Origin of the sequence: Micromonospora sp. NPDC005367, from assembly GCF_040606825.1 — a bacterium.
Lineage (GTDB): Bacteria > Actinomycetota > Actinomycetes > Mycobacteriales > Micromonosporaceae > Micromonospora.
The window spans coordinates 1-13,900 of sequence record NZ_JBEXFP010000014.1 but is presented as its reverse complement, the minus strand read 5'-3'; the positions used below and the strand labels follow the sequence as shown (position 1 = coordinate 13,900).

General features: G+C 68.9%; 18 protein-coding genes and 1 tRNA gene. 5 read left to right on the top strand and 14 right to left on the bottom strand.

Annotated elements, in window-relative coordinates; all coding sequences use genetic code 11:
- Nucleotides 1–120: 120 nt before the first annotated feature.
- Complete coding sequence (locus tag ABZS42_RS12525) at nt 121–897, top strand: glucose 1-dehydrogenase (RefSeq protein ID WP_355144549.1); 777 nt, start codon at nt 121–123, stop codon at nt 895–897.
- A 141-nt stretch (nt 898–1,038) separates the two neighbouring features.
- Here ABZS42_RS12525 and ABZS42_RS12520 read toward each other — a convergent pair whose 3' ends face one another.
- Complete coding sequence (locus tag ABZS42_RS12520) at nt 1,039–1,470, bottom strand: SsgA family sporulation/cell division regulator (RefSeq protein WP_007457244.1); 432 nt, start codon at nt 1,468–1,470, stop codon at nt 1,039–1,041.
- A gap of 273 nt (nt 1,471–1,743) precedes the next feature.
- Between ABZS42_RS12520 and ABZS42_RS12515 the strand changes: the two genes are divergently transcribed.
- Both ABZS42_RS12515 and ABZS42_RS12510 read left to right on the top strand, forming a co-directional pair.
- Nucleotides 1,744–2,325, top strand: a complete 582-nt coding sequence (locus ABZS42_RS12515; RefSeq protein ID WP_355144547.1) for a TIGR02611 family protein — start codon at nt 1,744–1,746, stop codon at nt 2,323–2,325.
- A 50-nt stretch (nt 2,326–2,375) separates the two neighbouring features.
- Nucleotides 2,376–2,450 (top strand) — tRNA-Val (locus ABZS42_RS12510).
- Nucleotides 2,451–2,506: 56 nt separating this feature from the next.
- Here ABZS42_RS12510 and ABZS42_RS12505 read toward each other — a convergent pair.
- From ABZS42_RS12505 to ABZS42_RS12450, 12 genes are all read right to left on the bottom strand, one after another.
- Nucleotides 2,507–3,724, bottom strand: a complete 1,218-nt coding sequence (locus ABZS42_RS12505) for a site-specific integrase (RefSeq protein WP_355144545.1) — start codon at nt 3,722–3,724, stop codon at nt 2,507–2,509.
- On the bottom strand, nt 3,724–3,999 hold the full coding sequence (locus tag ABZS42_RS12500) for a helix-turn-helix domain-containing protein (RefSeq protein WP_355144543.1): 276 nt from the start codon (nt 3,997–3,999) through the stop codon (nt 3,724–3,726). The genes ABZS42_RS12505 and ABZS42_RS12500 overlap by 1 nt, the downstream gene beginning before the upstream one ends.
- Before the next feature lie 11 nt (nt 4,000–4,010).
- Nucleotides 4,011–5,741, bottom strand: a complete 1,731-nt coding sequence (locus ABZS42_RS12495) for a replication initiator (protein WP_355144541.1) — start codon at nt 5,739–5,741, stop codon at nt 4,011–4,013.
- Between the two features lie 208 nt (nt 5,742–5,949).
- The gene (locus tag ABZS42_RS12490; RefSeq protein ID WP_350793947.1) at nt 5,950–6,171 is read right to left on the bottom strand and encodes a hypothetical protein; all 222 of its coding nucleotides are present in this window, start codon (nt 6,169–6,171) and stop codon (nt 5,950–5,952) included.
- 5 nt (nt 6,172–6,176) lie between these two features.
- The gene (locus ABZS42_RS12485) at nt 6,177–6,614 is read right to left on the bottom strand and encodes a hypothetical protein (RefSeq protein ID WP_355144539.1); all 438 of its coding nucleotides are present in this window, start codon (nt 6,612–6,614) and stop codon (nt 6,177–6,179) included.
- A complete protein-coding gene (locus tag ABZS42_RS12480; protein WP_355144537.1) occupies nt 6,611–7,369 on the bottom strand; it encodes a DUF2637 domain-containing protein in 759 nt (252 codons plus the stop codon). Before ABZS42_RS12480 ends, ABZS42_RS12485 begins: the two co-directional genes overlap by 4 nt.
- Nucleotides 7,356–7,619, bottom strand: coding sequence for a hypothetical protein (locus tag ABZS42_RS12475; protein WP_355144535.1), 264 nt, complete (start codon nt 7,617–7,619; stop codon nt 7,356–7,358). Before ABZS42_RS12475 ends, ABZS42_RS12480 begins: the two co-directional genes overlap by 14 nt.
- Nucleotides 7,616–7,795 (bottom strand): hypothetical protein, encoded by a 180-nt coding sequence (locus ABZS42_RS12470; protein ID WP_355144759.1) that lies wholly within the window; start codon nt 7,793–7,795, stop codon nt 7,616–7,618. Before ABZS42_RS12470 ends, ABZS42_RS12475 begins: the two co-directional genes overlap by 4 nt.
- A 23-nt stretch (nt 7,796–7,818) precedes the next feature.
- Nucleotides 7,819–8,133, bottom strand: coding sequence for a spread protein (locus tag ABZS42_RS12465; RefSeq protein WP_355144533.1), 315 nt, complete (start codon nt 8,131–8,133; stop codon nt 7,819–7,821).
- Nucleotides 8,130–9,779, bottom strand: coding sequence for an FtsK/SpoIIIE domain-containing protein (locus ABZS42_RS12460; RefSeq protein ID WP_355144531.1), 1,650 nt, complete (start codon nt 9,777–9,779; stop codon nt 8,130–8,132). The genes ABZS42_RS12465 and ABZS42_RS12460 overlap by 4 nt, the downstream gene beginning before the upstream one ends.
- Nucleotides 9,780–10,040: 261 nt before the next feature.
- Complete coding sequence (locus ABZS42_RS12455) at nt 10,041–10,256, bottom strand: hypothetical protein (RefSeq protein WP_355144529.1); 216 nt, start codon at nt 10,254–10,256, stop codon at nt 10,041–10,043.
- Nucleotides 10,256–10,654 (bottom strand): transcriptional regulator, encoded by a 399-nt coding sequence (locus ABZS42_RS12450; RefSeq protein WP_355144527.1) that lies wholly within the window; start codon nt 10,652–10,654, stop codon nt 10,256–10,258. Before ABZS42_RS12450 ends, ABZS42_RS12455 begins: the two co-directional genes overlap by 1 nt.
- 126 nt (nt 10,655–10,780) lie before the next feature.
- On the opposite strand from ABZS42_RS12450, the gene ABZS42_RS12445 reads away from it, so the two are divergent.
- Together ABZS42_RS12445 and ABZS42_RS12440 are read left to right on the top strand one after the other, a co-directional pair.
- Nucleotides 10,781–11,554 (top strand): GntR family transcriptional regulator, encoded by a 774-nt coding sequence (locus tag ABZS42_RS12445; RefSeq protein ID WP_355144525.1) that lies wholly within the window; start codon nt 10,781–10,783, stop codon nt 11,552–11,554.
- Complete coding sequence (locus ABZS42_RS12440; protein ID WP_355144523.1) at nt 11,551–12,135, top strand: GNAT family protein; 585 nt, start codon at nt 11,551–11,553, stop codon at nt 12,133–12,135. Before ABZS42_RS12445 ends, ABZS42_RS12440 begins: the two co-directional genes overlap by 4 nt.
- A 368-nt stretch (nt 12,136–12,503) precedes the next feature.
- On the opposite strand, the gene ABZS42_RS12435 is transcribed toward ABZS42_RS12440, so the two are convergent.
- Entirely contained in the window at nt 12,504–13,310 is an 807-nt protein-coding gene (locus tag ABZS42_RS12435) for a hypothetical protein (protein ID WP_355144521.1), read from the bottom strand.
- Nucleotides 13,311–13,900 lie beyond the last annotated feature (590 nt).

Below are 13,900 nucleotides of genomic sequence, written 5' to 3'. Positions count from 1 at the left end.
TGCCGGGCTACGTTACCCGGCGGTAGTGCCGGTCGGCGACGACAGTGCCGCGTCGTCGCTCGACCGGCCGCCGCCCGGTGCACGGCCGGCGGCGACCCGGCGACTCGCGATGGGATGGGCATGACGGATCTGTTCTCGGTCGAAGGCAAGACGGTCCTGGTCACCGGCGGTTCTCGAGGCATCGGCCTGATGATCGCCCAGGGCTTCGTCCAGGCCGGCGCGCACGTGATCATTTCGTCGCGGAAGGCGGACGTCTGCGCCGCCGTGGCCGAGAAGCTCTCCGCGGAGGGACGCTGCGAGGCGATTCCGGCGGACCTGTCCACCGACGCCGGCGCCGAAGGGCTCGCCGACGCGATCCGCCAGCGGTACGACCGGCTCGACGTCCTGGTCAACAACGCGGGTGCGACCTGGGGCGCGCCGCTGGAGGCGTACCCGGAGAGCGCGTTCGACAAGCTCTGGGCGGTGAACGTCAAGGCCGTGTTCCGGCTCACCACCGCGCTGCTGCCGGCGCTGCGCGCCGCGGCCGGCGACGACGACCCCGCCCGCGTGATCAACATCGGCTCCATCGACGGCATTCGGGTGCCGTGGATGGAGGTGTACGCGTACTCGGCGACCAAGGCTGCCGTGCACATGCTCACCCGCAGCCTCGCCCACCAGCTCGCCGGCGAGCGGATCACCGTCAACGCGATCGCGCCGGGCCCGTTCGAGAGCAAGATGATGGCGTTCGCGCTGGACGACCCGAGGTCCCGGGCCGCCATCGAGCAGCAGGTGCCACTGGGGCGGATCGGGCGGCCGGAGGACATGGCCGGTACGGCCATCTACCTCTCGTCGCGCGCCGGGGCGTACCTCACGGGAGCAGTCATACCGGTCGACGGGGGCATCACCACCCACGGCTGAGAGACCGGCGGTCCCCGAGCGCCGGACCGGCGTCGGGGGCGGGCGGTCGGCGTACGCCTGGGCATGCCGGAGCCGCGCGGACTCGGCAGATCCGCGCGGCCCCTGTGGCCGGATGGCCGGTGTTGCCCGGTGTGCGGGTATTCAGCGACCGGCGAGCAGCCGGTTCACCGCCGTGTCGACGTCCAGGTGCTCGGCCTCGCGGCCACGTGGGACGACGACGTACGTCCGCCGCAGGAAGCGCACCAGAACGCTCCGCGGCACCTCGAAGAGAGCGTTGCCGTCGGGTGACGACAGCGCGAGCGCGACGAAGTCGCCGCGCGGGGTGGCCCACGGCCATACCCGGACGTCCCCGATGCCGGCCGGCTCGTCGAGCCCGGTGACCAGCAGTTCGCGGGCGAAGGACCAGCTCACCGCCTCGCCACCGGCCGACTCGGCATGGAACAGGACATGGACCGCATACGGGTCAGCAGGGTCGTAACGCAAGCTGGCACGCACCGGCAAGGCGGTGGCGTCAGGCGCGACGAGCCTTAGCGACGTCTCGACCTCTACGGTCGTCGGTCGGATGACACTCATGGACGTTCTCCCCCCGGCACCGCTGCGGAACGCGCGTGTCCCGCTTTTCCCATACTCAGGTGCTACTCCTGGCTACGCTCCGCCATACGCTGACTTCACCCAGTGGTGGGAAGGGGTTCGGAAAGGCTCCCTGAATGTGAAAATTCATGTAGGATTTCCGGTTCTGCCCAGTGCGTCGTCCCGCCCGGGATCGGGTGGCTCAGTCGTCGACTTACTCCGGTAACGTCCAGTCGTCGGAAGGGGTGACGGTCCCGAGCGACACTAGGGGGTGAAATGGTCACGAACCGATCCTCAGTGGATCCGATCGCGGCGCCTCGCCCACCGAAAGTCGCGGTCCGAGCAGCCAAAAAGCGGGGGTACGCGGTGCCGATGGATCAGCACGACCAGACCGGTCGGCCGGACTCCGGCGAAAGGTGGTCGGAGGTCGACGCGGGGGGTGTAGCCCTCGCGGACCCACGGCCGCGCTGGCGGACCCGTGCCTCCACCACCCTCGAACTCATCCGCGCCAACCCGACCGGCCGGATCACCCTCAAGATCTTCATCACGATCGCCGGCGCGATCGTGGTCACCGTGGGTGTCGCTCTCATCCCGCTACCCGGACCCGGCTGGCTGCTGGTGATCGCCGGCCTCGGCATCTGGGCCGTCGAGTACCACTGGGCCCGAAGGCTGCTCGGCTTCACCCGCCGCCACGTGCAGAGCTGGACACATTGGGTGACGCGACAAACCCTCGGCGTACGCATCGTGCTCGGCTCGGTCGGCCTGATCTTCGTAGCGGTGGTGCTCTGGCTGTCGCTGAAGTACAGCCTCGGCATCGACGTGATCGCCCGCCTGATGCAGTACCTCGCGACGCACTGACCCCGGATTCGCGGTCGAGGCGGACGATCAGGTAAAGTCATCCGCGCTGAGGGCGATTAGCTCAGCGGGAGAGCGCTTCGTTCACACCGAAGAGGTCACTGGTTCGATCCCAGTATCGCCCACCATCGAAATAGCCAGAAGAGGCACCCTCGGAAGAGGGTGCCTCTTGCTGATTCCATCGTCATTCGTCGTTGGGCGTCAGCGGATCGTCAGCGAACGCGTCACGGATGCGTTGGTGCCGTCCGTCGGAGCGGTGGGTGTAGAGGTTCAGAGTGGTTGATGGCTTCTCGTGGCCCATCACCGCCTGGACGTCGTTGACCGGCACGCCCCGCGACACCAGCTCCGTGGCGTAGGAGTGCCGCAGGTCGTGGAAGCGCAGCCCGCCCGGCGCCATCTTCACCACGTGCGCGACCGCTTCTCGTTCGGTGGTGAACTCCGCCGACCACTCCACCCCTTCGGAGTCCGCCCAGACTGCTCGCCACTTGAAGTGCCCCAGCTGATCCACCTTCCCGAGCAGCCCAGCGCGAACCAGGGACGGCCGCCAGACACGAGCCCGGAACAGCGTCCGTCGCAGCGGACCAGCCGACGAATTGGTGAACACCTCACCGCGGGCGCCAGCCGGGAACGCCTCACGGTGTGCGGTCAGCAGATCGACGGTGAACTCCGGCAGCGGGACGATTCGCCGGCCAGCCCTCGACTTCGGGTAGGGCTTGATCGTGACAGTGCCCGCAACCTCGACCGCGACCCGGACCACCTCGACCGTCCTCGCAGCCAGGTCAAGTGATTCCCAGCGGAGCCCGGTGCACTCGCCCCATCGAAGCCCGGTGCCGCCGGCGAGCGCGACCAGGGCACGATACCGGTCCGGGACCGCCGGCAGGAGACGAGTGACCAGGTCCGCACGGGACAGCACGTGCCCGTCAGTGTCCTTCTTCCGTCGAGCCGGGACCTTGACGCCCTCGCACGGATTGGTGCCAATGAGCCGATCCCGAACGCCCGCACGGAGGATGGCGGACAGCAGACGGAAGCACTCCGCCACGGTGGCGGGTGAGCGGCGGGTGCCGAGGTCCGTCACCCAGTGCTGAACGGCGAGGTGATCGATCCGGGCGAGCGGCACCTCTGACCAGCGTGGAAGCACGTGGGTTCGCAGGATCGACCCATCTCGGGCACGCGTGGTCAGCTCATCGTTGCGGGACTCTCGCCACCGTTCGGCGTACTTTCCGAACAGCAGGCGGCCGGCGTGGGGATCGATGTACCCGCCGCGGCTAATGGCGGACTCCGTCTCGGCCAGAAAGGAGGCCGCCTGCCGGCGGGTGGGAAACGTCTTTGCCTTCTGCCGGCCGCTGGCATCGCGCCAGTTTGCGCGGAACGTTCCCGCTGGCGTCTTGACGATGTGTCCCATTAGGCCCAGCCTCCCGGAACCTGGGTTAGCTCGGTGGCTTCGTTGAGCCATTCGTGGAATCGCTTCTTGGGAATCACCCAGCGTCCGCCAAGCTTGCGGGCGGGTATCTCGCCTTCGCGGACCAGGGCGTAGGTGCTGCCGAGGGAGAGTGACAGGAGGCGGGCGACTTCGCGGACGGAGTAGACAGCACGGCTGTCGCTAGTACGCGTGGTACGGCCGGACAAGTCAGGTGTGATGGTCGGTCGGGTGGCGATCGAGGTGGTGGCGTGTTCCATGGATCCTCCGGTCAGTACGTGGCGCGGTCATCGGCGGTTGGGTCGGTGGTTGCTGCTCGGTCTCTCGCGGCGAGTACGGCGGCTCTCCACTGGGCGCGTTGGGAAAGCGCCCGCAGGAGCCGGTGTTGCAGGGGTGGGATGTCGGGGTCTTCGGGCCGGGCCATTTCCCAGGCGTAGGCGGGCGGGTCGTCCTGGTCGACGGGGTTGGCTTCGTCGGTGCCGGTGCTGACGCCGAGGAGTCGGCGGACCCAGGCGCGGGCGTCGGCGCGGTGGTCGGCGAGGGTTTTGCCGGACCAATCGCGGGAGACGAGGATGCGGCGTCCGCCAATGCCGAGGGTCGCCCGCTGGTGGACCTTCCCCTTGCAGCGACCCGCTTGCAGGCGCCCGTGGGCCTTCTTCGGTTGGATGCCGTAGAGCAGCCAGTTGGCGCACCGCTCGTTGCACGGCGTGATGCGCAGTTGCTGCCAGAGCCGTTCGAGGTGGTTGCGCTGTCGATCCGTTTCGGGCTTGTGGCAGTCGGCGGCACTCTTGGTGATGTATTTGGTGATGTAGCCGATGGTGCGTTCGGCGTGCACGGTGCCGGGGGTGACGCCTTCGGCGTGGACCTGCCGCCCGAAGCGGACGACGTGCGATGGTTCGGGGTCGGCTTGGAGGTCGAGGGCGTCCAGGGCGTCAGCCCAGGTGGTCAGCGGCTCGCGGGTGTCTGGGTCTACCCAGGCGTCCGCGTCGTTGTCCCACACCGGCGGCCGATCCAACCCGTAGACCAGCTCGTCGGCCGGGGGCCACCACACCTGGTGATAGGTCGCGGCGGCAACCTGCCGCAGCACCGCGCGGGGAATCGTGCCGCGGATGGCGAAGTGCGCGTGCGGCGCCAACCGTCGCTGCGGCTCGACGCAGCCGGCGTATTGGACGTTCCAGCCGACGCAGCGGCGCAGGTTCTGCCAGAACCGGTCGAGCAGCCGCGGGAAGTGCACGGCGTCCCAGGCGGCCCGCCGGTAGTCGTACGTGTCCGGGTCGGCCGGGGTGCCGTCGGGCAGGACCCGGCCGTAGGAGTCGAGAGTGAGCGACAGCCACATCGACGGCCGGTGTTGGGTACCGTCAGGGGCGGTGTAGACGCGGCCGACGGTGCGGGGCTCGACCCGTTTGCGGGGCAGGTCGGGGGTGTCCTGACGCCGTTTGGTGGACCGCTTGCGCCGGCCACCGGAGGATTCTTCGCCGTCGTGGGATGGGGCTACTTGCCCGCGGAGGCCCTCAGCGGCGATGGCTTCCTCTACTTCGGCGATTGCGGCGTCGATGCCGGGCACCTGGTCGAACTGTGCGGAGCGTTGGGCTTCGTCGCGGGCGAACTCGAGATGCGCCCGGAACATGACCAACTCCCGTTGTGCCTCGCTCGCGGCGTGTGGAGCGGACGGGTTGGGTTCGTCGGCGCGGTGCCAGCCCTCGCGGATCTGGGTCTGCCGCAGCCGGCGGGCGCGTTTCGCGCACGGGGCGCACTTGTCCTCGCGGGTGGTGCCGCAGGGCAGGTCGATCACTTCGGTTTGACCGGTGTGCAGGTCGGTACGCCGGAGGGTGACGGGGCGCAGGCAGACGCCGTACTCGGCGGCCATCTCCGTGAGCACGTGGCGGGACATGGGCATAGCGAGGCGGGCGGCGCGGGAGCCAGCCGCCGGCGGGTCAGCCGGGTCCGGGGTTGGTTCGGTGGCGGGGTCGGTGGTGAGGCCAGGCAAGGTCGGGGCGGTCAACGAGTCACCTCCGAGAGGTTGAGCGGGGTAGGCGTGAGTGCGCGGTGCGTGACAAGATCGGGCCGTCGCCTCAACAGGTGCGGCGGGGCGCCCGAGGTCCGTTGAGACCGAACCGGTGGGAGAAAGAGGCGGTGCAGGTGGCAGCCGCACGCGTGGCGCACGCTCGGCGCCCTGAATGACCACCACCGGACCCGCCACCATGTCCCAATCACGTGATCACCTCCGGTAGCTCGAACAGGGCCGGTTGGTCGCCGTCAATGCGGGTGGTGCGGGTCGGGCCGAGGCGGCCGGCCCAGCGGTGGGCCGCTTGCTCGTGGCGGGCGCAGGCGACCTCGGCGCGGTAGTGGCCGGTGCCGGGGTTGCCGGCTTCGATGAGGGCGGTGGCCCACCTACGGCAGCGGGCGCAGTAGGTGGGCCAACCGGCGGTCATGGCGGTCAGTGGCCGCAGCCGGGGCAGTGCAGACCCGGGCAGCAGCGTCCCGACTTGCGCAGCAGGAGGGCGATGACGAGCAGGACCAGGGCGCCGCCGGCGATGAGCGGGAATGCGGCCCGGATCGCCTGGACGAGTTGGGCGGCGAGGTAGCCGACCGCCGCGATGACACCCACGGCGGGCACGGCGATGGCGGCGACGAGGGGGCCATGTCGAAGCCGACGGACGGGAGCCGGGGCGGAACGGCCGGTGTCGAGGAACCGCACCGTGACCGTCACCCGGGGATCGCCGGAGAGCTGTCGCGGTGAAGTCATGGACAGCAGTCGGCCGGAGTCGCGGACGAGTGCGACGGATGCGGCGACCTCGGCGGGGGTGCCGATGATCCGACGGGCGACGACGGCGGGACGGCGGGTGTTGTTGCGGGCGAGTTGGGTGCGGGTCATCGGGTGACCTCCGAGGCGAAGACGTGGCCGTTGCGAGGGGTCTGGACGGTGGACGTGATGAGCGCCGAACGAACCGCAGCCGGAACCGGGGTCGGGGTCGGGACGGGGGCCGGCGGGACGACGACCGGGGCGGGTTCGGTGGGCACGTCGACGGGCACCAAATCGGCGCGCTCGTCGGCGGGATCCGGGGCGGTCTCGACCGAGTTCGGTTCGGCGGTGTCGGGAGTGTCGTCGGGTTCGGTGTCGTCGCCGGTGTGCTGACTCTTGCCGGCCAGGTCGCGGGCGGCGGCGAGCAGTGCCGCGGCTTCGGTTTCGATGGCGGCGAAGTCGGGGCGGATGCGTCCGGCGACGAGTTCGACGCCGATGACGAGGACGACGACCAGGGCGAAGACCAGGCGCAGGCCGAGGCTGCCTGGGGAGGCGAAGTTGATGGTGGCCGACAGCAGACCGCAGGCGGCGAACACGACCAGTGCGCCCCGTTTGGCGTCCTTGGCGATGCCGGAGGTGCGGACGATGGTCAGCATGGACACCATCGCGGCGTCGAAGATCAGCGGCACCAGGTAGGCGAAGTAGCCGGCGTTCTGGGTCCACAGGTAGTGGCCTTGGTGCAGGTAGCTGGTCGCGAGCGCGGCGAGCAGGACGAAACGGTTGTATTTCTTGATCGAGCCGATTGCCTTGAGCATGGTCGGGACCGCGTTTCGGGCGTACTCGGCGGCGAACTCCTGGGTGAACGTGCTCGGGTCAGTGCTCGACACGAGTCACCTCCCGCTGAGATGCCGCGGGCAGGGCCGGGCGGAGCCAGGCGCGCAGGTTGCGCAGGTAGACGGCGCCGTAGACGAAGCAGGAGACGAGGAAGCCCCACTGTCCGGTGCTGATCGAGTAGGCCAGCCACAGGACCTGGGCGCCGAGGCCGACGGCCCAGCCGGTCCACGACCGCTTCCCCGCCAGGTAGAGGCCGGTGACGCCGACGGCCATCAGGAGCCAGGACCACAGTTGCGGGTTCACGCGGCCCACCCCCAGGTCTCGGCGTCCTCGGCGGCGATCTCGGCGTGCCGGTTGAGGGCGGCGGCGAGGATCGCGTCGGCTTGGGTGTCGGGGGCGCAGTAGGGGCAGTGCTGGTCGGGGTCGGTGTGGGTGAGGTCGAGGCAGGTCCGGCGGATGGGGCGGCGGGTACGCATCACGCAAGCTCCAGACATTGCGGGGGTCAGCGGTGGGTGGGGGTGATGTGCACGCGGATCCACTCCGGCGGCTCACCGGTCGAGGCGACGGCTTCGGAGAGGCAGCGCCACAGCGCCCACGCCTCGTTCGGGGTCAGGTACATGCGGCGCCTGCCGGAGCCGACCGCGACGTACAGGTCGGCGTCGGGGGTGACCCGGACCGTGACCGGCACTGAGGCTTTGTCGACGTGCGGGGCGCGCAGCCGGTAGAAACGCCGCGGCTCCTGGGGGGTCGGCTCGTCGGGTTCGTCGGCGTAGGACATCCGCACCGGGGCCGACTCGGGCAGCTCGTGATCGGTCATCGGGGGTCACTCCCGTTGGTGCCGTTGAGGTCCAGGGCGTTGAGCAGCGACGGCGGCAGCAGCGGAGCGGCCTGCCGAGGCGCAGTCGGCCGATAGGGGTACCGCCCGTTGCCGTTGCCGCGGGCCGTCTTCACCGGGGCGGGGGCGGGGATGGGTTCCGGTCCGGGCTGGACCTCGGGCGGGGCCGGGAACGTGGCCGCCATGTCGCGGATCAGGTCGTCGGGGATGTAGGAGAACCGGACCCGGGCGGGTTCGGGTTGCCCGTCGAGCAGCACGTAGGCGACGCCCTTGCCGGACAGCGGGATCTGATCGGCGAGGGCACCGCGGTCGCGGGAACCATCCCCGAGCAGCAGATCGACGTGGCCGCGTTCGGTGAGACCGAGGGCGATGCGGGTGGGGAACAGGTCCCGGACCGACACGACTTCCTTGCGCGGGTCCTGCGTCGCGGCTACGACCAGGACGCCGAGCCCGGCGCCTTGCGACAGCAGCAGCCCCAGGGCGTGAGCGATGCGGTTGCGGATCTCGCTGTCAGGCAGGTACGCGAGCAGGGCGGCGATCTCGTCGATGACGATGACGATCAGCGGCTCGTCCACCGTCGGGGTGTGCACCCGGACCTTGCCGCGCAGGATCTGCTGCCGGGCGCGCATCCGGGCCACGGCGTCTTCGAGCAGATCCGCCATGCGCGACCAGTCGTCATCGACATAACGGGAGAACAGCGGCCGGCCGATGGCGAGTTCCATGCCACCCTTCGGGTCGATCGCCCACACCCGCACCAGACCCGACCGGATCCCGGCCGCCAAGGACCGCAGCAGAGACCAGATCACCGAGCCCTTGCCCATCCGCGTGGCCCCGCCGACCAGGACGTGGGTGGCGAGCAGCCGCAGGCTGTAGACGGCCATGTCTTCCCGCAGTCCGAGGGGTAGGGCGGTGAAGTCCGGGCGGGCCGGGACGGGCAGGGGGGCGACGATGCGGGTCAGCGGGTCACGGCGGATGAACACCAACCACACGTGCCGCGGACGGTCCCGGAACCGGATCGCGTCGACCAGCCGCAGCAGCCACGCGAGGCGACCCGAGCGGAAGGGCGGTGCCTGCCGACGGCCGGAGAACACGCGGCAGTGCCGGGTACCGAACGAATACGCCAGATCGCGAGCCGCCTTCTGGTACGCCTCCGGGTTCTGCCCGCGGGGCATCCGCAGCACGACTTCATCCGTGGCGTACGAGCAGCGGACGGAGAGCAGTTCCGGGGTCTTCTCGCCCCCGTCGTACTTCTTCACCAGCCCGCAGAGGGACATGGTCTCGTGCCACTGACGGCGGTAGACCCACAGCCGCCGCCACACCGTCACGGCCCGGAGGACGACCAGGCGGTGGAACGAATCCCGACCACGCCACCACCAGAGGCCGGCGCCCGCGGCGAGGACGAGCAGGACCAGGAGGTGAGGCCACCAGCCGTGCGACTGGTACACGTCGACGGCGACCAGGACCAGGAACACGCCCGGCCAGGCACGCCAATGCCGCACCGCCCACACCCCGAAGCGCACGACCGCGACGACGAGCCGGACCAGCAGGAACGCGATCGTGATCGTCCAGACCAGGGGCCACGGGGTAGCGACCTGAAGACGGCGGAAGTTGACCAGCGGGGCGCGCATCACGCCACCGCCTTCGGAGCCTTGCGCTGCTCGGTCCACGCCTCCGCGCAAACCTTGTGCACCGGCTTCCCACTGGGGCTACGGCAGATCGCCGGACGCCCGCAGATCACACACGGAGCGGACTCGCCGGCACCACCGCCACGAGTCCAGTCCAGGAAAGAAGGCATGATGAACCCGCCCTTCCAGGCCGAGAGGAATTGGTGGGGCAGCGGGGCGGCCGGCTTTCCTAGGGCATGGGCCGCCCCGCGCCAACATCACTAGTCAGTAGCCGTGCCGCTTGAGCGCGTCGAACGCCGCGGCCTTCTCCGCCTGAGTCGCCTTGCCCAAGGCGGCGTCGAACGCGGCCTTGGCCGTGTCGAACTCCGGGTTGTCGATGTCCCGATCGGCGGCGTCGGTCTCCTTCATCCCCAGGCTGATCAGCTTCATCACCTGGTCACGGCGCACCGGCTCCGGCTCAGAGCGCTTCCGGCCGAACATCAGGCGGCTTTCCCGCGCGACTCGTCCAGGGTCTTCGGCGCCACCAGCGCAGTCGCCCGGTAGGAGAAGGCCAACCGGCCGTTGCTACCCACGTAGGGAGTGACGGTCAGGTTCTCGAACTCCACCGGCTGGAACGGACCCACCGGCGGCACCGGCTGCACATCCGACAGAACCTTGATCGACACCTCACGCGACCGGGCGCCCAACTCCGGGTCCATGTCCATCACCCGGCACTGCCACACCCGCTGACCCGTCAGCTTGTCCTTACTCGGCGTCCGCTGCCGAGTCGCCTCGTTGAAGTCCTGCGCCTCCGCAATCGAGTCCGGCACGAACACCGCACCGTGCGGGAACGCCGCCTCGAACGGAACCGAGAACCGAGTACCACCACGAAGAGCCACTGCTCTGCCTCCCTAGACATCCGTCGTTGTTGGGTTGTACCAACAACAACTACTGTCTATCAGTCTGATGGCGCGCGGGTCAAGGGGTTGTTAGCGTGTAGGTACAACTCCCCGTTAGGAAGTGCCATGACCTTGAACCCGGCTGACTCTCGGCCGCTCTACCAGCAACTTGCGTCGATGCTCAGACAGCAGATTCAGGGCGGCGAGCTTGTGCCGGGTGACCGTTTTCCCACCGAAGGCGAGCTTTCCGACCGCTACAGCATCAGCCGGAACACGGTGCGCCTCGCCCTGGACGTCCTGCGTAATGAGGGACTGATCGTGTCCCGGCGTGGACGCGGCAGCTTCGTGCGCTCCGAGCCGCCCATGCGCTACTACGCCTCACTCACCGGATCCCGCCGGAAGCGGTTGGAGGCTGACCGCCGACGGGACACCTTCAGCCAGCAGATCGAAGCCCAGGGCAAGACCGCGCGGCAGGTCAGCACGGTCGAGGTAGTGCCGGCGAACGACGAGATCGCATCGCACCTGCGCGTCCAGCCGGGTGATCCCGTCGCCGTGCGGCGCCGAGTCATGTACGCCGATGATCAGCCGTTGCAGCTCGGGGACAGCTACTACCCGCTCAGCATCGTGCAGGACAGCAAGATCATGGACCCTGCGGACGTCGTGGAAGGCACGGACCAAGTGCTCGAAGACTTGGGCCACACCCCGACCCGGTACGAGGACGAGATCACCTGGCGGATGCCGAGCGCAGAGGAAGCTACGAAGCTTCACCTCGGACCGGCGACGCCAGTCGGCCGACTCCTGCGAACGAGTTTGGACCAGGAGGACCGGCCGATCGAGGTGTATCAGGTGATCCTGCCCGGGGACCGTCACGTCCTGCTGTACGAAGTTGACGCCGAATGAAGCCGACACCGGTGACGCTGACGGGCCGTCTGATCCGACTTGAACCGCTTGGGCCGGGGCATGCCGAGGACCTGCTAGCCGCCGCAGCGTACGACGAGATCTGGACGTACCTTGATGAGCCCACGCCCCGCACCCGCGAGGCGATCGGCGCGTTCATCAGCGACGCGCTACAGGACCAGGGACGCGGTCAACGACTGCCCTTCGCCGTGGTGGATCTTCACAGCGGACGGGCGATCGGGAGCACGAGCTACATCGACATCCGCCCGAACGACCGCACGTTAGAGATCGGCTGGACCTGGCTCACGCCCAGCCACTGGGGAACCGGCGCCAACACCGAAGCCAAGTTCCTCCTGATGCGGCACGCGTTCGAGGTGCTTGGCGCCGGACGGGTAGCGATCAAGACCGACCTGCGCAACGTGAGGTCACAGCGGGCCATTGAGCGGCTTGGCGCGCACCGGGAAGGCGTCTGGCGTAACCACCGGATACTCAGCACCGGTCGATACCGCGACAGCGTCTTCTACAGCGTCATCGACTCCGAGTGGCCCGCCATCCGCGACAAGCTGGCCGCCTCGTTCGCGTAGTGCAGGATGGATGAGACGCGGAGGAACCCACAGGTAGAGCCGGTGGGATAGCTGCCAGGGGCACCGTGGGGGCCGATGAGGGAAAGTCGCCCAGGCGGCAGCATGACGCGCTCGACGGTCACGACGGCCGGGCGCGCGACGGTTGGGGCCGAGAGCATCCGTGGCGATTCTTGGACGACGACGGCCGGCGGGGTGTGTCGTGCCGGCCAGGGTCTGACCCGGAACGCTACCGGTGATTGTCTAGTCCCACCACACGCTTGACGGATCCGTCCCACCTGATGCTTGTCAGACCTCGGTTCGTTGCGTTGTCAAATGTGGCATCAGGTCGCTACGCGGAAATCACGAGATTCGGGCGAGTTGCGCCAGAATCATCGATCATCAGCGGGCCGGATGGCAGCGAGGTTCGTCCCGTCGGTGGTCTTGACAATGAGTTCTTTGAACCGGACCGGGTCGGATTCGGCGATAGCGCGGGCCTGGGCCACCGTGCGGCGGAGGTTCGACGGGTAGAAGGACTCGTCCAGAATGAAGCCTCGGGCCAGCCATTCGCGTGTGGTGTTGTGGTCGCATTCGACGAAGGCGGTGAGACAGGCTGCGCGATACCACGCGCGAAGGTCGGCAACCTCGTCATCTTGGGCTTGGCTAACCGTCGTGGGCTGTCTGCTGGTCAGCGCCTCAGTCGACTCGTACACGAGCACGGCCTGCGACCAATACCAGGCGCGGACTGCGCAGACGCGTTGTAGTAGTGATCCAGAGGTGACGACCGAGATGAGGTACTCCTGGACCCTGCGACGGCCCACCGCCGTCACCATCGGCTCGATGAGTTGGCGATTGGCGGCCGCATCTTCGTCGCAGATCACAGCGGCCAGGACCCTGTCGGCCAGGGCGGCCGCCAGGTCAGGACGTTCTCGAAGAGCGCAAGCAAGCTGCCAGCGCTTGCCGTTGCTCCGGTGGTAGCGACGGAACGACTCGTTACTCGCGAACCTCGGCGGCAGTTCGGGCTCTACCCAGTCTGAGCTCAGCTCAGCCAGGAGGTCGTCAAGCTGCCGCTCGAACTCGCCAGCCAGGTCGCCGTCTGCCCATGCGTCCATGCCGACATCATCTCCGCCGACCCACTCCGTCATCGACTGGCCGAACGGATCTTGTAAAGGCTGTGGTGGGACGCGAGTGTCAAGCATGTCCCGTGACCGGACAGAACGCTACCGGTGATCTGTTGCCGAATTTGCCTGTACTAGATCAAGGCGCTCCGCGCGGCGCGGGCCGGGGCGCGGTAACCGGCTCCTACCGGAGCCGCCGCCCCGGCCGCCTACGGCGCCGGGGCGGAAAGTCAGCCGGCCCGAACCCCACGCCCCGCCCCGCGCGTCCGCCTCGATAGGCAGGGCGATCCGGTGACGAGTCCCAGGGGTGACCGTGAGCCAGGCGGAACAACTTCCCCGCATTTCCGCGATCCAGGTGCGCACGGATGCCCCGTAGCTCACCACGGGCAGGGCCGGAGTTGCCGAACGACTCACGCGGGCCGCTGGGGGCCGCAGGATGAGAGGAAGTGGGGAGGTGAGAGGTGAGGGAGGGGGCGGGGTTAGAGCTGCCTCCGGCGGGGGCCAGACGACTCCAGGATGGAGTTGCCGAACGGTTCCGGTGGGTAGGTGGTTGGGGAGCTGCCATCCCGTCTACCACCGACCCAGGCAAGCCGAGCAGACCAGGGCCAGGGGGACAAGGGGGGAGGGCCGGGTGGGGGGGCCCCCCATTGACCCAGGCCCGGGGCCCCACC

Bases quoted from the DNA above. Each gene is read 5' to 3' on its own strand.
- ABZS42_RS12525 (WP_355144549.1), top strand. From the start codon at position 121: ATGACGGATCTGTTCTCGGTCGAAGGCAAGACGGTCCTGGTCACCGGC.
- ABZS42_RS12520 (WP_007457244.1), bottom strand. From the start codon at position 1,470: ATGAGTGTCATCCGACCGACGACCGTAGAGGTCGAGACGTCGCTAAGG.
- ABZS42_RS12515 (WP_355144547.1), top strand. From the start codon at position 1,744: ATGGTCACGAACCGATCCTCAGTGGATCCGATCGCGGCGCCTCGCCCA.
- ABZS42_RS12505 (WP_355144545.1), bottom strand. From the start codon at position 3,724: ATGGGACACATCGTCAAGACGCCAGCGGGAACGTTCCGCGCAAACTGG.
- ABZS42_RS12500 (WP_355144543.1), bottom strand. From the start codon at position 3,999: ATGGAACACGCCACCACCTCGATCGCCACCCGACCGACCATCACACCT.
- ABZS42_RS12490 (WP_350793947.1), bottom strand. From the start codon at position 6,171: ATGACCGCCGGTTGGCCCACCTACTGCGCCCGCTGCCGTAGGTGGGCC.
- ABZS42_RS12485 (WP_355144539.1), bottom strand. From the start codon at position 6,614: ATGACCCGCACCCAACTCGCCCGCAACAACACCCGCCGTCCCGCCGTC.
- ABZS42_RS12465 (WP_355144533.1), bottom strand. From the start codon at position 8,133: ATGACCGATCACGAGCTGCCCGAGTCGGCCCCGGTGCGGATGTCCTAC.
- ABZS42_RS12460 (WP_355144531.1), bottom strand. From the start codon at position 9,779: ATGCGCGCCCCGCTGGTCAACTTCCGCCGTCTTCAGGTCGCTACCCCG.
- ABZS42_RS12455 (WP_355144529.1), bottom strand. From the start codon at position 10,256: ATGTTCGGCCGGAAGCGCTCTGAGCCGGAGCCGGTGCGCCGTGACCAG.
- ABZS42_RS12445 (WP_355144525.1), top strand. From the start codon at position 10,781: ATGACCTTGAACCCGGCTGACTCTCGGCCGCTCTACCAGCAACTTGCG.
- ABZS42_RS12440 (WP_355144523.1), top strand. From the start codon at position 11,551: ATGAAGCCGACACCGGTGACGCTGACGGGCCGTCTGATCCGACTTGAA.
- ABZS42_RS12435 (WP_355144521.1), bottom strand. From the start codon at position 13,310: ATGCTTGACACTCGCGTCCCACCACAGCCTTTACAAGATCCGTTCGGC.